Consider the following 15,795-nt stretch of genomic DNA (forward strand, 5'->3'; position numbering starts at 1 on the left):
GGATGACGCGCCGGAGTGGCCGGTGACCAGGCGCGACGCACCGTGATCCGATCGTGACGGCAGAAGCGATGACAACGTGAGAAACTCGCCCCAGCCGCGGGGTCGCGGCAGTGGGAACTCATCAAAGGAGATGGCCATGTCCACGAAGAACCGGATCACCCGACGCAGCGCGTTCGCCCTGGGCGGCGCGACCATGGCGGCGGCGGGCCTCGCGGCCTGCGGCGGCAACACCGGTGGCCTCACCGGGGGCGGCGGCAGCGACGGCGGGGGCGGGGCGCTCTCGCAGTGGTACCACCAGTACGGCGAGGAGGGCACGCAGCAGGCCGCGAACTCCTACGCCGCGGACTACCCCGACGCGAAGGTCACCGTGAACTGGGTGACCGGCGACTACGCCACGAAGCTCTCCACCGCCCTGCTCTCCGGCGGCGGGGTCGACGTCTTCGAGAACAACGGCATCGCCGTGGACCAGGCCGAGCAGGGCCGCTACGTGGACCTCACCGACATCATGGAGCCGGCCAAGGGCTCCTTCAACGAGGCCTCGCTGGGCCCCGTGACCATCGGGGACAAGATCTGGGGCGTCCCGATGATCGTGGACCCGCAGCACTTCTACTACCGCAAGTCGCTCTTCGAGGCCGCCGGCATCGAGGTCCCCACGACCTGGGAGGACCTCGTCGCCGCGGCCACCGAGCTCACCACGGACAAGCAGAAGGGCCTGTTCCTCGGGAACAACTTCGACGCGAACGCCTGGGCGATGGTCTGGGCCGCGGGCGGCTCTCCGCTGAACGAGGCGAAGGACGCCGTCGCCTACAACACCCCCGGCTACGCCGAGGGCCTGGGCTCGATCCACACCATGCAGAAGGACGGCGTGCTCCTCACCGGCGCCCCCTCGGACTGGACCGACCCGGCGGCCTTCTCCTCCGGTCTCTCCGCGATCACCTGGGGCGGCTGCTGGGCGCTGCCGGCCCTCGAGGCCGCGCACGACGACATCGGCGTGTTCCCGCATCCGGCCGTCGGCTCCGGCGGCAAGGAGGTCGCCTTCATGGGCGGCTGGAACGCGCAGGTCGCGGGCAACTCGGAGAACATCGAGGCGGCCAAGGAGTTCGTGAAGTGGCTGTGGATCGACCAGACCGAGCACCAGACGGACTGGTCGCTCAGCTACGGCTTCCACATCCCGCCGGTCACCGCGACCGCGGACCAGGCGGAGGCGCTCAAGACCGGCAACGGTCTCGAGATCGCGACCATGGCCAAGGAGATCGGCGTGACCGGCACCCCCGAGTGGACGGGCGCCATGGACACCCCGCGCCTCGACGCCGTCTCGAACATCCTCAAGAACGGCGCCGACCCCGCCGAGGAGCTCGCGAAGGCCGAGAAGGCGAGCAACGAGGCGATGGCGTCGTGAGCGTCCAGGCCCCGGCGCGCGCCCGCGGGCGCGCGCCGGACCGCACCGGCCCCACGCGCATCAAGGGCAACGGCCTCGCCTTCTGGCTGTTCTTCACGCCCTTCCTCGTGGGCCTCGTGGTCTTCACGATCGTGCCCCTGATCTGGGGCGCCACGCTGAGCCTGTTCGAGGCGAAGGGCACCGTGCTGCCCACGGACTTCGTGGGCCTCGCGAACTTCCGCCACTTCCTCGTGGACACGGCCTTCCTGAAGTCCCTGCGCACCTTCACCGTCTTCGCGCTGTTCATCGTGCCGGTGACGATGGTCTGCTCCCTGGGCCTCGCGGTGCTCGTCAACGGGCTGCCGCGCTTCCAGTCCTTCTACCGCTCGGTGTTCTTCCTGCCCACGGCGTGCAGCTACGTCGTGGCCTGCGTGGTGTGGCGGCTGTCGCTGTTCAACGGGCTCGAGTCCGGGATCGTCAACCAGATCCTCGGCGCGTTCGGCCTGGACGCGATCTCGCAGTGGCTCTCCGCCTCGCCGTACTGGTGGATCGTGCTGGTCTCGGTGCGCCTGTGGCTGCAGGTGGGCTTCTACATGCTGCTGTTCCTCGCGGGGCTGCAGGCGATCCCCTCGCAGCTCTACGAGGCCGCCGCGGTGGACGGCCTGAGCCCCGGCGGCTTCCGGATGTTCCGCCTCATCACCCTCCCGCAGCTGCGCACGACCTTCGCGGCGGTGCTGCTGCTCCTGCTCATCGCCGCCTTCCAGGCCTTCGACGAGTTCTACAACCTCACCGGCAACAACCCCGAGACGAGGCCCCCGCTCGTGTACCTCTACAACATCGCGCTCGGGTCCCAGCAGGACTTCGGCACCGGCTCGGCGGGCGCGCTCGTGCTCACCGCGATCATGGTCGTCGCCGGCCTGCTGCAGACGGGCCTCCTGGGCTTCGGCAGCAACGACGAGGGCCGCCGGCGGTTCGCCCTGCGGCTGCGCCGCGGCGGGAGGAGCTCACGATGACCGCCCAGATGCACATCGTCGGCTCCGGCCGCCGCAGCACGGGCCTCGTGCTGCGCTACGTGGTCGCCTCGGTGCTCGCGCTCGTCTTCCTCATCCCGTTCTACGCGATGGTGAAGACGGCGCTGTCCACGAACGAGGAGATCTACACGAGCGAGTTCACGCTCTGGCCCGCGCACCCCCAGTGGCAGCGGATCCCGGAGCTGTTCGCCGATCCGCTGTTCCTCGCGGCGCTGCGGAACTCCGCGATCATGGCGGCGGTCTCGACCTCGCTGTCGATCCTCATCGCGGCGCTCGCCGGGTACGCCCTCGCGCGGATCCCGCACCGGGCCGCGAAGCCCATGTTCATGCTGGTGATCATCGTGCTGCTGGTGCCGGCGACCACGGCCTTCGTCCCGAACTTCATCATCGTGGCGAGCCTGGGCTGGATCGGCACCCTGCGCGGCCTCATCATCCCGGGCCTGTTCAGCGCGTTCAACGTATTCCTGTTCCGGCAGTTCTACCTGGGCTTCCCGCGCGAGGTGGAGGAGGCGGCGTACATCGACGGCGCGGGCTTCTTCCGCACCTTCTTCACGGTGGTCTTCCCCAACACGCTGCCCTTCGCCTCCGCGCTCACCGTGCTCGGGCTGATCGGCTCGTGGAACGCGTTCCTGTGGCCGCTCGTAGTCGCGGGCAACGGGCAGGGCGCGATGACGGTGCAGATCTACCTGTCCTCGTTCCTCACGGCGCAGACCTTCGACTACGGCGGGTTGTTCATGGCCGCGACGATCAGCCTGCTGCCGGTGCTGCTGGTGTTCTTCATCCTGCAGCGCTTCCTCGTGGCCGGCATCGCGGCCACCGGGCTGAAGGGATGAGCGCGGCCGTCCCCGCCTGGGACGTGCCGCTCGCCGACCCCGACGTGGTCCGCGTGCCCGGCGGCTGGATCGCCTACGGCACCGGACCCGTCGAGGACGGCCGCGCCGTGCCCGCGGCCGTCAGCACGGACCTCGTCACCTGGCGCGGGATCGGGAACGTCCTCGAGGCGCTCGCGCCGGAGGCGGGGGAGTCCTACTGGGCGCCGGAGGTGTGCGAGCGCGACGGCGCCTGGTGGATGTACTACTCCGTGGGCCACGGCGACCGCGGCCACCTGATCCGGGTGGCGCGGGCGGAGGTCCCGCAGGGGCCGTTCCGGGACCAGGGCCTCGTGCTCACCCCGCACGAGCGCTTCGCGATCGACGCCTCCCCGTGCCGCCTGCCCGACGGCCGCTGGTGGCTGTGGTTCGCGCGGGACGTGCTGGACCACGAGCGGCCCGGCACGCACCTCGCGGGTGCGGAGCTGCTGACGCCGACGACCCTCGGCCCCGTGCGCGAGGTGCTCGCCCCGTACGCGGACTGGCAGGTCTTCGCCCACGACCGCGAGATGTACGGGCAGGTGCTGGACTGGCACACGCTCGAGGGGCCGCATGCGGTGCTCGCGGGGGAGCGGCTGCTGCTCACCTTCTCGGGCGGGTCGTGGCAGGGCCCCGGCTATCGCACCGCGTGGGCCTGGGCCTCCGGGCCGGAGGGACCGTGGACGGTGCCCCCGGCGGGGGAGGACGTGCTCCTCGCGACCGACGCCGAGCTCATCGGCCCCGGTCACGACTCGTGCACCGTGGGGCCGGACGGCGCCGCGGTCATCGCGTTCCACGCGTGGGACGCGGCGGGCACGGCGCGCTTCATGCACCTGCGCGAGCTCGAGGTGGACCCGGTGGGTCCGGGGCTGCGCGTGGGCGGGCCCGTCGGCGCCCCGACGGGCGCGGCCGGGTGACGGCCCGCCCGCGGGGTCGCCGCTGGCCCGTGCGGGAGATCCGCGCGGGTGTTGACCGTCACTTTACAACGATGTAGATTCTCGCACGCGGTGCAGGGACCGCCGTGCACGACGACCGCGCGCGGCTCCCCGCTCGACACGCCGCACCTGACACCCCGCGTCGACCGGGCGGAGCAGCTCGCTCCCCCACGGCGCCCCACGAAGAGGTGGACACGATGAACCAAGGCTCCCCACGGAGGGCCGCAGGAGGACCTCGTCCTCGCATGACCCGCCGCTCGATGCTCCAGGGCCTCGGCGGCCTGGGCGCCCTCGGCGCGACCGGCTCCCTCGCCGCTTGCGGCAGCGCCGGCGCGCAGGGCGTCGGCGACCTCGCCTACTGGCACCTGCTCTCCGGGCCGGACGGCGTCACCATGACCGAGCTCGTCGACGGCTACACGGCGACCGACGGCGCCCCCGGCGTCAAGCAGACCGTGCTCGCCTGGGGCGCGCCGTACTACACGAAGCTCGCCATGGCCTCCTCCGGCGGCCGCGCCCCGGACCTCGCCGTCATGCACGCCGCGCGCGTGCCCGGCTACGCGCCCGGCGGCCTGCTCGACGAGTGGGACCTCGACCTGCTCGGCGAGTTCGGGGTGAAGAAGGAGGACTTCCCCGAGCTCATCTGGGACAAGATGGTCGTGGACGACAAGCTCACCTGCATCGCCCTGGACTCCCACCCGTTCGTCCTCTACTACAACACCGACATCGCGGACGCCGCCGGCGTGCTCGGCAGCGACGGCCTGCTGCTGCCGACGAACACCCCGGAGGACTTCCGCGAGCTCGCCCTCGAGCTCGGCGCGAAGTCCCCCAGCGGCTACGGCCTCTCCTGGGGCTACCTCGGTGACGGCTCCAACCAGTGGCGCATGTTCTCGACCTACTACACGCAGCTCGGCGGCACGATCGAGCTTCCCGAGGGCGGGACCATGCAGTACCAGGAGGAGCTCGTCGTGCAGACGGCGGAGTGGATCCTCTCGCTCATCGACGGCGAGGTCGGCAACCCCGGCAACGACGGCGGCACCGCGATCTCCGAGTTCGCGACCGGCAGCACCGGCGCCTTCTACGGCGGCGTCTGGGAGTCCGGCAGCTACCGCAACGAGGGCGTCCCCTTCGACATGACCGTCATCCCCGGCGTGTTCGGCGAGCCCGCGGCCTACGCCGACTCCCACTCCTTCGTGCTGCCCCACCAGAGCAGCCCGGACGAGGCCAAGCGCCGCTCCGTGCACGAGATGGTCGCCTACCTCCTGAAGAACTCGATCTCCTGGGCGGGCGCCGGTCACATCCCGGCGTACTCCCCGGTCGTGCAGGACCCGGCCTACGCGAAGCTGATCCCGCAGTCGCACTACGCGGACGCGATCGACCACCTCGTCTACGACCCGCCCGCCTGGTTCACCGGCTCGGGCAGCGACTTCCACACCTACTTCGGCAACGACATGCAGAACGTGTGGGCGCGCCGCACCTCCCCGCTCGAGGGCTGGAACGCCTTCGTCGCCCGCATCAACGACCTGCTCGCCAAGCCGAGCCCGATGTGATCCGCCTCGTCGAAGGAGACGTGAGATGACGACCGCTGACGGCGTGACCGTCCCCCGCACCAGCCCCCGCCCGAACGCCGCCCTCACGGGCGGCCCGATCAGCGAGGGGCGCCGCCGGCGCCGCCGCGCCGAGAACATCCGGGGCTGGGTCTACTGCCTGCCCTTCCTCATCGCCTTCGGGCTCTTCCTCATCTGGCCCACGATCTACGGGCTCTGGATGAGCTTCACGGGCACGAGCCTCGCCGGCACCAAGACCGGCTTCGTGGGCCTCGCGAACTGGACCGAGGCGCTCGGCGACGCGAACGTGTGGACGTCGCTCGCCAACACCGCCGTGTTCACCGTGCTCTCCTCGATCCCGCTCGTGCTCATCGCCATGGGGCTCGCGATCCTGGTCAACGTGGGCCTGCCGGGGCAGTGGTTCTGGCGCCTCGCGTTCTTCCTGCCGTTCCTGCTCGCCTCGACGGTGGTCTCGAAGTTCTGGAACTGGATGTACAACCCGCAGCTGGGCCTCGTGAACACGGTGCTGGGCTGGTTCGGGATCACCGGCCCGGCCTGGCTGCAGGATCCGAGCACCGCGATGATCTCCGTGGTCATCACGACCGTGTGGTGGACCATCGGCTTCAACTTCCTGCTCTACCTCGCCGCGCTGCAGAACATCCCCGACCAGCTCTACGAGGCCGCGAGCCTCGACGGCGCGGGCCGCTGGCGGAAGTTCCGCTCGATCACGGTGCCGCAGCTCGCCCCGACCACCGTGCTGGTGCTCGTGCTGCAGCTGCTCTCCTCGCTGAAGGTCTTCGACCAGATCTACCAGATGACCTCCGGCGGCCCCGGCGGCGATACCCGCCCGGTCCTGCTGTACATCTACGAGGTGGGCTTCACGGGCTACCGCCTGGGCTACGCCTCCGCCATCTCCTACATCTTCTTCTTCATGATCATCATCGTCTCGCTCGCGTACATGGTGATCTCCTCCCGACGGAGCGTGAAGGCATGAGCGCCGCGAACCCCACCACCAGCCCCGCCCTCCCCGCGACCCGCGGGAAGCGCCGCGCCGACGCCGCCGAGCGCACCGCGGCGACCACCGCCGCCGGCCGACGACGGCGCCGCACCGACCCCGCCCGCGTGGTCGCCTTCGTGATCCTGCTGGTCCTCGCCCTGGCGTGGCTCGTGCCGGTCCTGTGGGCGGCGCTGACCTCCTTCAAGACGGAGGCCGAGGCGGCCGCGCTGCCGGTGACGATCGTGCCGGAGAGCGGCTTCACGCTCGACGCGTACATCACCACGCTGACCTCCGGCCAGGTGCCGCGGTGGGCGTGGAACAGCCTTCTGACCTCCACCGCGATCACGTTCATCACGGTCGTGATCTCGGCGCTCGCCGGCTACGCGCTCTCCCGCATGGAGTTCGTGGGCCGCAAGGCGATCGTCGCGCTGATCCTCGCCTCGATCATGATCCCGGGGCAGATCCTCATCGTCCCGCTGTTCCAGCTCATGCTCGGGCTGAACCTCGTGGACACCTACTGGGGGATCATCCTCCCGCAGGTGGTCGCGGCGCCGATGGTCTTCATCCTCATGAAGTTCTTCGACCAGATCCCGCGCGAGCTCGAGGAAGCCGCCCTCATGGACGGCGCGAGCCGCCTGCGGATCCTGTGGAGCATCGTGCTCCCGCTGTCGCGGCCGATCCTCGGCGCCGTCTCGATCTTCGTGTTCATCGGCGCCTGGAACAACTTCCTGTGGCCGTTCATCGTCGTCAACGACGCAGACCTCATGACCCTGCCGACGGGCCTGCAGACGGTCATCAGCGCCTACGGCATCCAGTACGCGCAGAACATGGCCCAGGCGATGCTCGCGGCGCTGCCGCTGATCATCGTGTTCCTGTTCTTCCAGCGTCAGATCATCAAGGGCATCTCGACGACCGGCATCGCCGGCACCTGATCCCCGGTCCTCCCATGCGGCGGCGGCGCTCCCCACGCGGGGAGCGCCGCCGCCGTGCGTCCGGCCCGCTCAGACCTCGCGGCTGCCCCAGAGGGCGCGGCCGTCGGGCCCGAGCACGGTGAAGGTCGGGGTCCAGGCGTCGAGGCCGTCGTGCCAGCCGCGGGTGAAGGTCCCGTCGAAGCGCGCGCCGTCCAGCTCGATCACGGCTCGCCCGGAGCCCTCCGCGCGCCAGCGGCCCTGCACGGCGCCGGTGACGGTGCCGTCGGCCCCGAGGGTCACGGGGACCGAGTCGGTGACCTCCGCGGAGATCGCGCGGCCGTGGTCCACGAGCTGCCAGTCGCCCACGATCTCGTCGCGGCGCAGGCGGGCCTCGCGGGCGGTCGCGGCGGGCTCCCCGGCGTAGCGGTGCGGGGAGGGGACGAGCCAGCCCGTGCGGGTGAGGTGGAGGCGGTGCACGCGCACCTCGTGCTCCTCGCCGCGGCCCGGGAATCGCGTGTGGAGGATCAGGAAGGACTCGTCGGTCCCCGGCCGGGTCCAGGCGGAGACGTGGCCGGGGGAGACGTAGCCCTGGCCCTCGGCGCCGTCGCGCTGCGTGAAGCGGTGGTTCCCGAGGAGCTTCACGGCGTAGGGCTCGATCGAGGCGTCGTCGAACAGCGGCAGGGAGGGGTCGGAGCGGCACTCGCGCAGGTCGTGCCCGGCATGGTCGAGGTAGGGGCCCTCGACGGAGCGGGAGCGGCCCACGCGCACGTTGTAGCCGCCATCGGCGTCGAGCCCGCCGAAGGTGACGAAGAGGTAGTAGTAGCCGCTCTCCTCGGAGCGCAGGATGTACGGCGCCTCGATGCGGGAGTGGTTCCCGCCCACGAGGTGCACGCCGTAGCCCTGGCCGGGGACGGGCCGGCCGGTCGCGGGGTCCAGCTCGAGCAGGAAGATCCCGCCGGAGTAGGAGCCGTAGACGAGGCGCAGCACGCCCTCGGCGTCGACGAAGGCCTGCGGGTCCACGACGTTGGGGTGCACGAGCGCGTCGTAGATCGTGCCGTCCTCGCTCTCCTGGTCCCACTGGCCCGAGCGCAGGAAGATGCCCTCGTCGCGGTAGGGGCCGGTGATCTCGTCGGCCACGGCGGATCCGAGCGCGGAGCGCGGGGAGCTGCCCTCGCACGCGCAGTAGTACATGCGGAAGCGGCCGTCGTCGGCCCGGTGCACGTCCGGTGCCCAGAGCGTGGTGGTGTTCGCCCATGCGAAGGCCTCGGCGAGCTCGACGGTGACGTCCTCGAAGAGCGGGTTCTCCGGGGTGACGAGATCCGCGACGCCGGTCCAGCGCAGGAGGTCCGGCGTGCGGGCGGCCGCGAGGTGGGAGCCGAAGACGTACAGCTCGTCGCCGGCGGCGACGATCGAGGGGTCGTGCACGGAGATCTCGGCGAACGTGGGGTCGGGGAGCGTGCGCCGTGGTGGGGCGGCGGTCGCGCCCGGGGCGGTCAGGGCCGCGGCCCCGGCGGCGGTGAGGGCGGCGGTCGAGCCGATCAGGGTGCGGCGGGAGAGCGTGCTCATGGTGACTCCTTCGTCGGTCCGGGCCGGCGCCGGTGACGGGGTCGCCGGTGCTGCGGGCCCGGGGGAGGGGTGCGTGCGAGTGGTCGCACGGGGCACTGCGGCAGGACGTCGGCGTCGCTGCCACGAGCAATCTACAACGTTGCAGAAGTCACGGCCAGTGGCATCCGGCCGGGGGCCGACGTCGCCTCCCGACGTACGGCCGCGTCGCCCCCGAGAGCCGACGTCCGCGCCCCCGGGGGGCCGTCGTGCCCTCGGCCTGCCGGTGATCGCCGTCGTGGGCCTCGCCCTGCTCGCCGTCCCCCGGGTGGTGCTCCACGACCTGGGGGTGCTCACTCCGGGGACGGCGCTGAACCTCGTGCTGGTCGTGGCCCCGCCGTTCGTGTGGGTGGCGACCGCGCTGCTCGCCGGCGTGCGGCGGCCGTTCGTCACGCTCCTCGCGATCGGGGTGGTCCACGCGCTGCTCCTGGCCCTCGTGCACCAGCTGCTGTGGGGCGCGGCCTTCGCGGGCGCAGCCCCGCGGCTCGGCGGGCGGCTCGCAGGGCTCGATCCCCTCGTGCAGGAGCTCGTGCTGCGCTCGGCGGCGATCGTCTCGAGCCTGGTGACGGGGATCGTGCTCGGCGCGGTCCTGGGGCTGCTCGCCGAGGTGCTCGCCCGGGTCGCCCGAGGTGGCCGGGGCCGTGCTCAGCGGCGGAGCGTGAGCACCCGGTAGCGCAGTCCCGACGCGCCGACGGACCAGCCCTCCGCGGGCTCGGAGGCGCGCAGGGTGAGGCCCGCGGGGATCGCGGGGGCGAGGGTGTCGCCCTCGACGTCCAGGTCGATCTCGGTGACGACGAGGAGGTCCGCGCGGTCCATCGCCTCGCGGTACACGCGACCGCCGCCGATCACCCAGATCGTGCTGGGCTCCTCGGCGGCCGTGCCCTCGGCCGCGGAGGCCCGCGCCGCGAGGTCCTCCCGGGCGAGGTCGAGCGCCTTGTCCAGCGAGCCCGCGCGCAGCGCGCCGTCGGCCGCGAAGCCGGGATCGGAGGTGATGACGATGTTCGTGCGCCCCGGCAGGGGCCGGAAGCGCGGCGGGAAGGACTCCCAGGTGCGGCGGCCCATGACGACGGGGGCGCCCGCGGTGGTGCGCGAGAAGTGCTGGAGGTCCTCCGGGAGGTGCCAGGGCATGGTGCCGCCGGCGCCGATCACGCCCCCCCGGGCCTGCGCCCAGATCATGCCGATGCGCGGCGCGTGCTCCGCCATCAGACGGCGACCGGGGCCTTGATCCCCGGGTGGTGCTCGTAGCCCACCACCTCGAAGTCCTCGAACTCGTAGTCGAGGATCGAGTCCGGGCGGCGGGTGATCCGCAGCTGCGGCGGGGCGAAGGGCTCGCGCGCCAGCTGCCGCTCCACCTGCTCGACGTGGTTGTCGTAGATGTGCACGTCCCCACCGGTCCACACGAAGTCGCCCACCTCGAGATCCGCCTGCTGGGCGACCATATGGGTGAGCAGGGCGTAGGAGGCGATGTTGAAGGGGACCCCGAGGAACATGTCCGCGCTGCGCTGGTAGAGCTGGCAGGACAGCTTCCCCTCGTGCACCTCGAACTGGAACAGGGCGTGGCAGGGGGCGAGCGCCATGTCGGGGACGTCGGCCGGGTTCCAGGCGGTGACGATGTGCCGGCGCGAATCGGGGTTCGTGCGGATCTGCTCGACGACCTGCGTGATCTGGTCGATGACGCCGCCGTCGCGGGTGGGCCAGCTGCGCCACTGCGCGCCGTAGACGGGGCCCAGCTCGCCGTCGGCATCCGCCCACTCGTCCCAGATGCTCACGCCGCGCTCCTGCAGCCAGCGCACGTTCGTGTCGCCGCGCAGGAACCACAGCAGCTCGATCGCGAGCGAGCGGAAGTGCACGCGCTTGGTGGTGATCAGCGGGAACCCCTCGGAGAGGTCGAAGCGGATCTGACGGCCGAACACGCTGCGCGTGCCGGTGCCGGTGCGGTCCGACTTGTGCGTGCCGGTGGCCAGCACGTCGCGCAGGAGGTCCTCGTACGGGGTCGCGATGTTCATCGGGTCCATTCTCTCCCCTCAGGCGGGGAGCAGGGCAGTGCTCTCGCGCACCACGAGGTCGTAGGGCGTCATGACGGTGCGGGGCGGGCCGTCGTAGCCGCCGATCCGCTCGATGAGGAGGTCCAGCACCGTGGTGGCGAGGGCCTGCTTGTCCGGGGAGACGGTGGTGAGCGGGGGAGAGGTGAAGGGGGCGTCGGGCGTGTCGTCGTAGCCGATCACCGCGACGTCCTCGGGCACCCGGCGGCCGTGGCGGCGCAGCCGGGAGAGCACGCCGATCGCGAGGTCGTCGTTGCCGCACACGATCCCGTCGACCTCGGGCAGGCGCTCGAGCAGGGCCTCGGCGCCGTCGGCCCCGTCCTGGCGGTGCCAGTCGCCCACCTCCTGGATCGTCGCCGCGGAGGGGTCGAGGCCGTGGGCGGCGAGCGCGCGCAGGAAGCCGTCGCGGCGCAGCGTGCCGGAGCTGTGGGGCTGCACGCCGTGCGCGGAGGGGATCGCGCCGAGGAAGGCGAGGCGCCGGCGCCCCTGGTCCAGCAGCAGCGAGGTGGCCTCGAAGGAGGCGCCCTCGTTGTCGATCTTCACGTAGTCGCAGCCACGGGGCAGCTGCTCGGGGAGGTGCTCGCCGATGAAGACGGTGGGCTGGCTCGTGCGCTCCATGCGCGCGAGCTCCTCCTCCCAGAGCTGCAGCGGGTTGAAGATGACGCCGTCGCCGAGCACCCGCTCGAAGCCCTGGAGCACGGTGCGCTCCGCCTCCGGCCCGGCGGAGGTCGTGTGCAGGACGACGGTGCGCCCGCGGCGCTGGGCCTCGTCGATGAAGGCCTGGGCGATGTCGGAGTAGTAGGTGAAGGTGAGCGAGGGCAGGGCGAGGGTGATGAGCCCGCTCGCGCCCGTGCGCAGCTGCTGGGCGGCGGCCTGGGGGCGGTAGCCCACCTGGGCGATCGCGGCGAGCACCCGATCGCGGGTCGCCTGCTTCACGTAGGGGTAGTCGTTGACCACGTTGGAGACGGTCTTGATGGAGACCTGGGCGATCTCGGCGACGTCGCGCAGGGTCGGGGGACGCTGCGGGAGCGGTCGGGGCGGCGTCGGCATGGGCAGATTCTTGCACCGACCGGCGTGCATTGACGTGCGGGGGCGGACGTGGTGGGATATCTGCAACGTTGTAGAAACGCTCCGCACCCGCGGACGGCACCCCTGTGCCCCCACCCCACTGCAGACAGGATGCGCACACCGATGTCCGCCACCGTCACCCTGACCCTCCACCCCGCGTTCTCGGTCGCCCCCGTGCGCCGGCGCACCTTCGGCGCCTTCGTCGAGCACCTCGGCCGCTGCGTCTACACGGGCATCCACGAGCCCGGCCATCCCACGGCCGACGCCGACGGGTTCCGCGGCGACGTGCTCGAGCTGACCCGCGAGCTCGGCGTGAGCAGCGTCCGCTACCCCGGCGGCAACTTCGTCTCCGGCTACCGCTGGGAGGACGGCGTGGGCCCCGTCGAGGAGCGCCCCGCCCGCCACGACCTCGCCTGGCACTCCACCGAGCCCAACACCGTGGGCCTCGACGAGTTCATGACCTGGGCGGAGAAGGCCCAGGTCGAGCCGATGTACGCCGTGAACCTCGGCACCCGCGGCATCGAGGAGGCGCTCGACGTCCTCCAGTACGCGAACGCCCCGCAGGGCATCGCCCTCTCCGACCAGCGCGCCGCCAACGGCCACCCCGACCCCTACGGCATCCGCATGTGGTGCCTCGGCAACGAGATGGACGGCCCCTGGCAGGCCGGCCACAAGACGCCCGAGGAGTACGCGCGGATCGCGACCGAGACCGCGCGCCTGCTGCGCCAGGAGGACCCGGACCTCGAGCTCGTCGCGTGCGGCTCCTCGAGCTCCTCGATGGAGACCTTCGGCGCGTGGGAGAACATCGTCCTCACCGACGCCTACGACTACGTCGACATGATCTCCGCGCACGCCTACTACGCGGAGAAGGACGGCGACCAGGCCTCCTACCTCGCCTCGGCCGACGACATGGACCACTTCATCGACTCCGTCGTGGCCACCGCCGATCACGTGCGCGCGAAGCTCAAGAAGGACAAGCGCATCATGATCAGCTTCGACGAGTGGAACATCTGGTACCAGCACCGCGCCGAGTCCCGCCCGCCGCAGGGCGACGACTGGCCCGTCGCCCCCGTGCTGCTCGAGGACACCTACAACGCGATGGACGCCGTGGTGTTCGGCAACCTGCTGATCTCCCTGCTGCGCCACAGCGACCGCGTGGCCTCCGCCTCGCTCGCCCAGCTCGTCAACGTGATCGCCCCGATCATGACCGCGCCCGGCGGCCCCGCCTGGAAGCAGACCACCTTCCACCCCTTCGCCCTCACCTCGAAGCACGCGGTGGGCCAGGTGCTCGACGTGCGCCTGACCGCGCCGAACTTCGAGAACCCCCGGTTCGGCGAGAGCTCGACCGCGGATTCCGTCGCCACCTGGGACGAGGAGAGCGGCGCGCTCTCCCTCTTCGTCGTCAACCGCGGTGCGGAGGACTCCCTCGCCCTGGACGCCGACCTCACCGGCTTCGGCGACCTCGAGCTCGTCGAGGCCCTCACCCTGCACCACGAGGACCCCTACGCGGCCAACACCCAGGACGCCCCCGAGACCGTGGTCCCCGCGGCCAACGGCTCGGTGACCCTCACGGACGGCCACCTCACCGGTGACCTGCCCGCGATCTCCTGGACCCTGGTCCGGCTCGCCCGCCGGGCCTGACCCCCGACGCGGTCCGGCCGGGTGAGCGTCCCCCGGCCGGGCCGACCCCCTGACGCACAGCGGCCGCCCCTCCTGCGAGGGGCGGCCGCTGCGTGCTCCGGGCGGGGTCAGGCCAGGTCGAGGCTGATCGTCGCGTAGGACGCCGCGGGCAGCTCGACCTCGAGGCCGCGCGCGTGCGGGCGGATCGTCGTCAGCTCGCGCGGCGCGACGGCATCCGGCGCGGCGGGCGTGTTGTGCGCCGCGGTGGACTCCGCCGCGAGCACCTGCCCGCGGCGCGCGGTGACCTCGGCGCCGCGCAGGTCGAGGACCACGGTGCGGGCCTCGGTCGCGTGGAGGTTCGACAGCGAGATGAGCGCCGAGCCGTCCTTCGTCGAGGCGCTCGCCGAGAGCAGCGGCAGGTCGCGGCCGTCCACGCTCGCCGCGGCCTCCGGCAGGGTCACGTGCACCGGGAGGGCGGCGGCGTCGTGGTGCCCCGCGTTCATCGCGAACACGTGGTACGTGGGCGTGAGCACGAGCTCCCCGGTCTCCGGGTCCGTGAGGATCATGGCCTGGAGGACGTTGACCGTCTGCGCGATGTTCGCCATGAGCAGGCGTCCCGCATGGCGGTGGAAGGCGTCGAAGTGGATCGAGGCGACGAGCGCGTCCCGCAGGGTGTTCTGCTGGTACAGGAACCCCGGGTTGGTGCCCGGCTCGACGTTCCACCAGGTGCCCCACTCGTCGAGCACGAGGCCCACCTTGCGGTACGGGTCGTAGCGGTCCATCACGGTGCTGTGGCGGGCGAGCAGCTCGTCGATGTACGAGGCGCGGGAGAGCGCCCGATACCACTCGTCCTCGGTGAACTCGGTGGCCGACCCCTTGTCCGTCCAGGGGCCGGTCATCGTGTAGTAGTGCAGCGAGACGGCCTGGAAGGGCGCGGGGTCGCCGTCGGCCTGCCGGCCGAGGTCCTCGCCGAGGGCGCGCATGAGCACCTCGGTCCAGTGGGTGTCGCCGTCGTGGGCGCCGGCCGCGATGCGGGTGACCTCGTTGCCGGCGTGGTCGCGCACGTACGTCGAGTACTGGCGGGCGAGGTCGGCGTAGGCCTCGGCGGACATGTTGCCGCCGCAGCCCCAGGCCTCGTTGCCGATGCCGAAGAAGGGCACCGTCCAGGGCTCGTCGCGGCCGTTGCTGCGGCGCAGGGCGGCCATGGGGGAGTCGTCGGAGCGGGTGAGGTACTCGATCCACTCGGACATCTCCTGCACGGTGCCGGAGCCGACGTTGCCGTTGACGTAGGCCTCGGTGCCCAGCAGCTCCACGAGGTCCATGAACTCGTGGGTGCCGAAGGAGTTGTCCTCGACGACGTCGCCCCAGTGGGAGTTGACCATGCGCGGCCGCTCCTCACGGGGGCCGATCCCGTTCTTCCAGTGGTACTCGTCCGCGAAGCAGCCTCCGGGCCAGCGCAGGTTGGGGATCTGCAGGGCGCGCAGGGCGGCGACGACGTCGTCGCGGATGCCGCGGGTGTTCGGCAGGTCGGAGTCCTCGCCCACGAAGAAGCCCTCGTAGATGCAGCGGCCCAGGTGCTCGGCGAAGTGGCCGTAGACGTGGCGGCTGATCGTGTCCCCGCCCTGGTCGAGGTCGACGGTCACCTGCGCGGGGCCGGCTGGCGCGGGCGGCGGGGTCGCGGTGCCCGATGCGCCGGCGGCGCTCGGGGCGGGAACCTCCGAGGCGGCGGGCGCGGCGAGCGCGGAGGTCAGCGCTGTGGACAGCGAGCGGCGGCGATTGCTGGTCATGGGGGCTCCTGGGAGGGCGGCCGGGGCCGGTC

14 protein-coding genes are annotated in these 15,795 nt (G+C 71.8%); 9 read left to right on the top strand and 5 right to left on the bottom strand.

Annotated features, from left to right (window positions below; all coding sequences use genetic code 11):
- The first annotated feature begins 136 nt into the window (after positions 1–136).
- The 7 genes from C1N80_RS04260 to C1N80_RS04290 all read left to right on the top strand — a co-directional run bounded on the left by C1N80_RS04260 (position 137) and on the right by C1N80_RS04290 (position 7,665).
- Entirely contained in the window at positions 137–1,399 is a 1,263-nt protein-coding gene (locus C1N80_RS04260) for an ABC transporter substrate-binding protein (RefSeq protein WP_168198015.1), read from the top strand.
- Positions 1,396–2,391: a sugar ABC transporter permease gene (locus C1N80_RS04265; RefSeq protein WP_240811229.1), complete on the top strand. Its 996-nt coding sequence runs from the start codon at positions 1,396–1,398 to the stop codon at positions 2,389–2,391. The genes C1N80_RS04260 and C1N80_RS04265 overlap by 4 nt, the downstream gene beginning before the upstream one ends.
- The gene (locus C1N80_RS04270) at positions 2,388–3,242 is read left to right on the top strand and encodes a carbohydrate ABC transporter permease (RefSeq protein ID WP_240811230.1); all 855 of its coding nucleotides are present in this window, start codon (positions 2,388–2,390) and stop codon (positions 3,240–3,242) included. Before C1N80_RS04265 ends, C1N80_RS04270 begins: the two co-directional genes overlap by 4 nt.
- Positions 3,239–4,174 (top strand): glycoside hydrolase family 43 protein, encoded by a 936-nt coding sequence (locus tag C1N80_RS04275; RefSeq protein ID WP_137769644.1) that lies wholly within the window; start codon positions 3,239–3,241, stop codon positions 4,172–4,174. The genes C1N80_RS04270 and C1N80_RS04275 overlap by 4 nt, the downstream gene beginning before the upstream one ends.
- Positions 4,175–4,437: 263 nt before the next feature.
- Positions 4,438–5,739, top strand: a complete 1,302-nt coding sequence (locus tag C1N80_RS04280) for an extracellular solute-binding protein (RefSeq protein WP_168198016.1) — start codon at positions 4,438–4,440, stop codon at positions 5,737–5,739.
- A 25-nt stretch (positions 5,740–5,764) separates the two neighbouring features.
- Positions 5,765–6,730, top strand: a complete 966-nt coding sequence (locus tag C1N80_RS04285; RefSeq protein ID WP_137769646.1) for a carbohydrate ABC transporter permease — start codon at positions 5,765–5,767, stop codon at positions 6,728–6,730.
- Positions 6,727–7,665, top strand: a complete 939-nt coding sequence (locus tag C1N80_RS04290; protein ID WP_137769647.1) for a carbohydrate ABC transporter permease — start codon at positions 6,727–6,729, stop codon at positions 7,663–7,665. Before C1N80_RS04285 ends, C1N80_RS04290 begins: the two co-directional genes overlap by 4 nt.
- A gap of 69 nt (positions 7,666–7,734) precedes the next feature.
- On the opposite strand, the gene C1N80_RS04295 is transcribed toward C1N80_RS04290, so the two are convergent.
- Positions 7,735–9,210 carry a glycoside hydrolase family 43 protein gene (locus tag C1N80_RS04295; protein WP_137769648.1) on the bottom strand — a complete coding sequence of 492 codons (1,476 nt, stop codon included), beginning with the start codon at positions 9,208–9,210 and terminating at the stop codon, positions 7,735–7,737.
- Between the two features lie 262 nt (positions 9,211–9,472).
- Between C1N80_RS04295 and C1N80_RS04300 the strand changes: the two genes are divergently transcribed.
- A complete protein-coding gene (locus C1N80_RS04300) occupies positions 9,473–9,919 on the top strand; it encodes a hypothetical protein (RefSeq protein WP_240811231.1) in 447 nt (148 codons plus the stop codon).
- Here the strand turns inward: C1N80_RS04300 and C1N80_RS04305 are convergent.
- Genes C1N80_RS04305 through C1N80_RS04315 form a run of 3 tightly spaced genes read right to left on the bottom strand, consistent with a single transcriptional unit; the run spans position 9,892 to position 12,338 of the window.
- Positions 9,892–10,449: a dihydrofolate reductase gene (locus C1N80_RS04305; protein ID WP_137769649.1), complete on the bottom strand. Its 558-nt coding sequence runs from the start codon at positions 10,447–10,449 to the stop codon at positions 9,892–9,894. The genes C1N80_RS04300 and C1N80_RS04305 overlap by 28 nt on opposite strands.
- Positions 10,449–11,252, bottom strand: a complete 804-nt coding sequence (locus C1N80_RS04310) for a thymidylate synthase (RefSeq protein ID WP_137769650.1) — start codon at positions 11,250–11,252, stop codon at positions 10,449–10,451. The genes C1N80_RS04305 and C1N80_RS04310 overlap by 1 nt, the downstream gene beginning before the upstream one ends.
- Positions 11,253–11,270: 18 nt before the next feature.
- Complete coding sequence (locus C1N80_RS04315) at positions 11,271–12,338, bottom strand: LacI family DNA-binding transcriptional regulator (RefSeq protein ID WP_137769651.1); 1,068 nt, start codon at positions 12,336–12,338, stop codon at positions 11,271–11,273.
- A gap of 141 nt (positions 12,339–12,479) precedes the next feature.
- Here C1N80_RS04315 and C1N80_RS04320 point away from each other — a divergent pair, with 141 nt between their 5' ends.
- The gene (locus C1N80_RS04320) at positions 12,480–13,997 is read left to right on the top strand and encodes an alpha-N-arabinofuranosidase (protein ID WP_137769652.1); all 1,518 of its coding nucleotides are present in this window, start codon (positions 12,480–12,482) and stop codon (positions 13,995–13,997) included.
- 107 nt (positions 13,998–14,104) lie between these two features.
- Here the strand turns inward: C1N80_RS04320 and C1N80_RS04325 are convergent, their stop codons facing one another.
- Positions 14,105–15,763 carry an alpha-N-arabinofuranosidase gene (locus C1N80_RS04325; protein ID WP_137769653.1) on the bottom strand — a complete coding sequence of 553 codons (1,659 nt, stop codon included), beginning with the start codon at positions 15,761–15,763 and terminating at the stop codon, positions 14,105–14,107.
- Between the last annotated feature and the right edge of the window lie 32 nt (positions 15,764–15,795).

Origin of the sequence: Brachybacterium sp. SGAir0954, from assembly GCF_005490785.1 — a bacterium.
In the GTDB taxonomy this organism is placed as follows: domain Bacteria; phylum Actinomycetota; class Actinomycetes; order Actinomycetales; family Dermabacteraceae; genus Brachybacterium; species Brachybacterium rhamnosum.

Bases quoted from the DNA above. Each gene is read 5' to 3' on its own strand.
- C1N80_RS04320 (WP_137769652.1), top strand. From the start codon at position 12,480: ATGTCCGCCACCGTCACCCTGACCCTCCACCCCGCGTTCTCGGTCGCC.
- C1N80_RS04310 (WP_137769650.1), bottom strand. From the start codon at position 11,252: ATGAACATCGCGACCCCGTACGAGGACCTCCTGCGCGACGTGCTGGCC.
- C1N80_RS04280 (WP_168198016.1), top strand. From the start codon at position 4,438: ATGACCCGCCGCTCGATGCTCCAGGGCCTCGGCGGCCTGGGCGCCCTC.
- C1N80_RS04260 (WP_168198015.1), top strand. From the start codon at position 137: ATGTCCACGAAGAACCGGATCACCCGACGCAGCGCGTTCGCCCTGGGC.
- C1N80_RS04295 (WP_137769648.1), bottom strand. From the start codon at position 9,210: ATGAGCACGCTCTCCCGCCGCACCCTGATCGGCTCGACCGCCGCCCTC.
- C1N80_RS04285 (WP_137769646.1), top strand. From the start codon at position 5,765: ATGACGACCGCTGACGGCGTGACCGTCCCCCGCACCAGCCCCCGCCCG.
- C1N80_RS04290 (WP_137769647.1), top strand. From the start codon at position 6,727: ATGAGCGCCGCGAACCCCACCACCAGCCCCGCCCTCCCCGCGACCCGC.
- C1N80_RS04315 (WP_137769651.1), bottom strand. From the start codon at position 12,338: ATGCCGACGCCGCCCCGACCGCTCCCGCAGCGTCCCCCGACCCTGCGC.
- C1N80_RS04270 (WP_240811230.1), top strand. From the start codon at position 2,388: ATGACCGCCCAGATGCACATCGTCGGCTCCGGCCGCCGCAGCACGGGC.
- C1N80_RS04275 (WP_137769644.1), top strand. From the start codon at position 3,239: ATGAGCGCGGCCGTCCCCGCCTGGGACGTGCCGCTCGCCGACCCCGAC.
- C1N80_RS04325 (WP_137769653.1), bottom strand. From the start codon at position 15,763: ATGACCAGCAATCGCCGCCGCTCGCTGTCCACAGCGCTGACCTCCGCG.
- C1N80_RS04305 (WP_137769649.1), bottom strand. From the start codon at position 10,449: ATGGCGGAGCACGCGCCGCGCATCGGCATGATCTGGGCGCAGGCCCGG.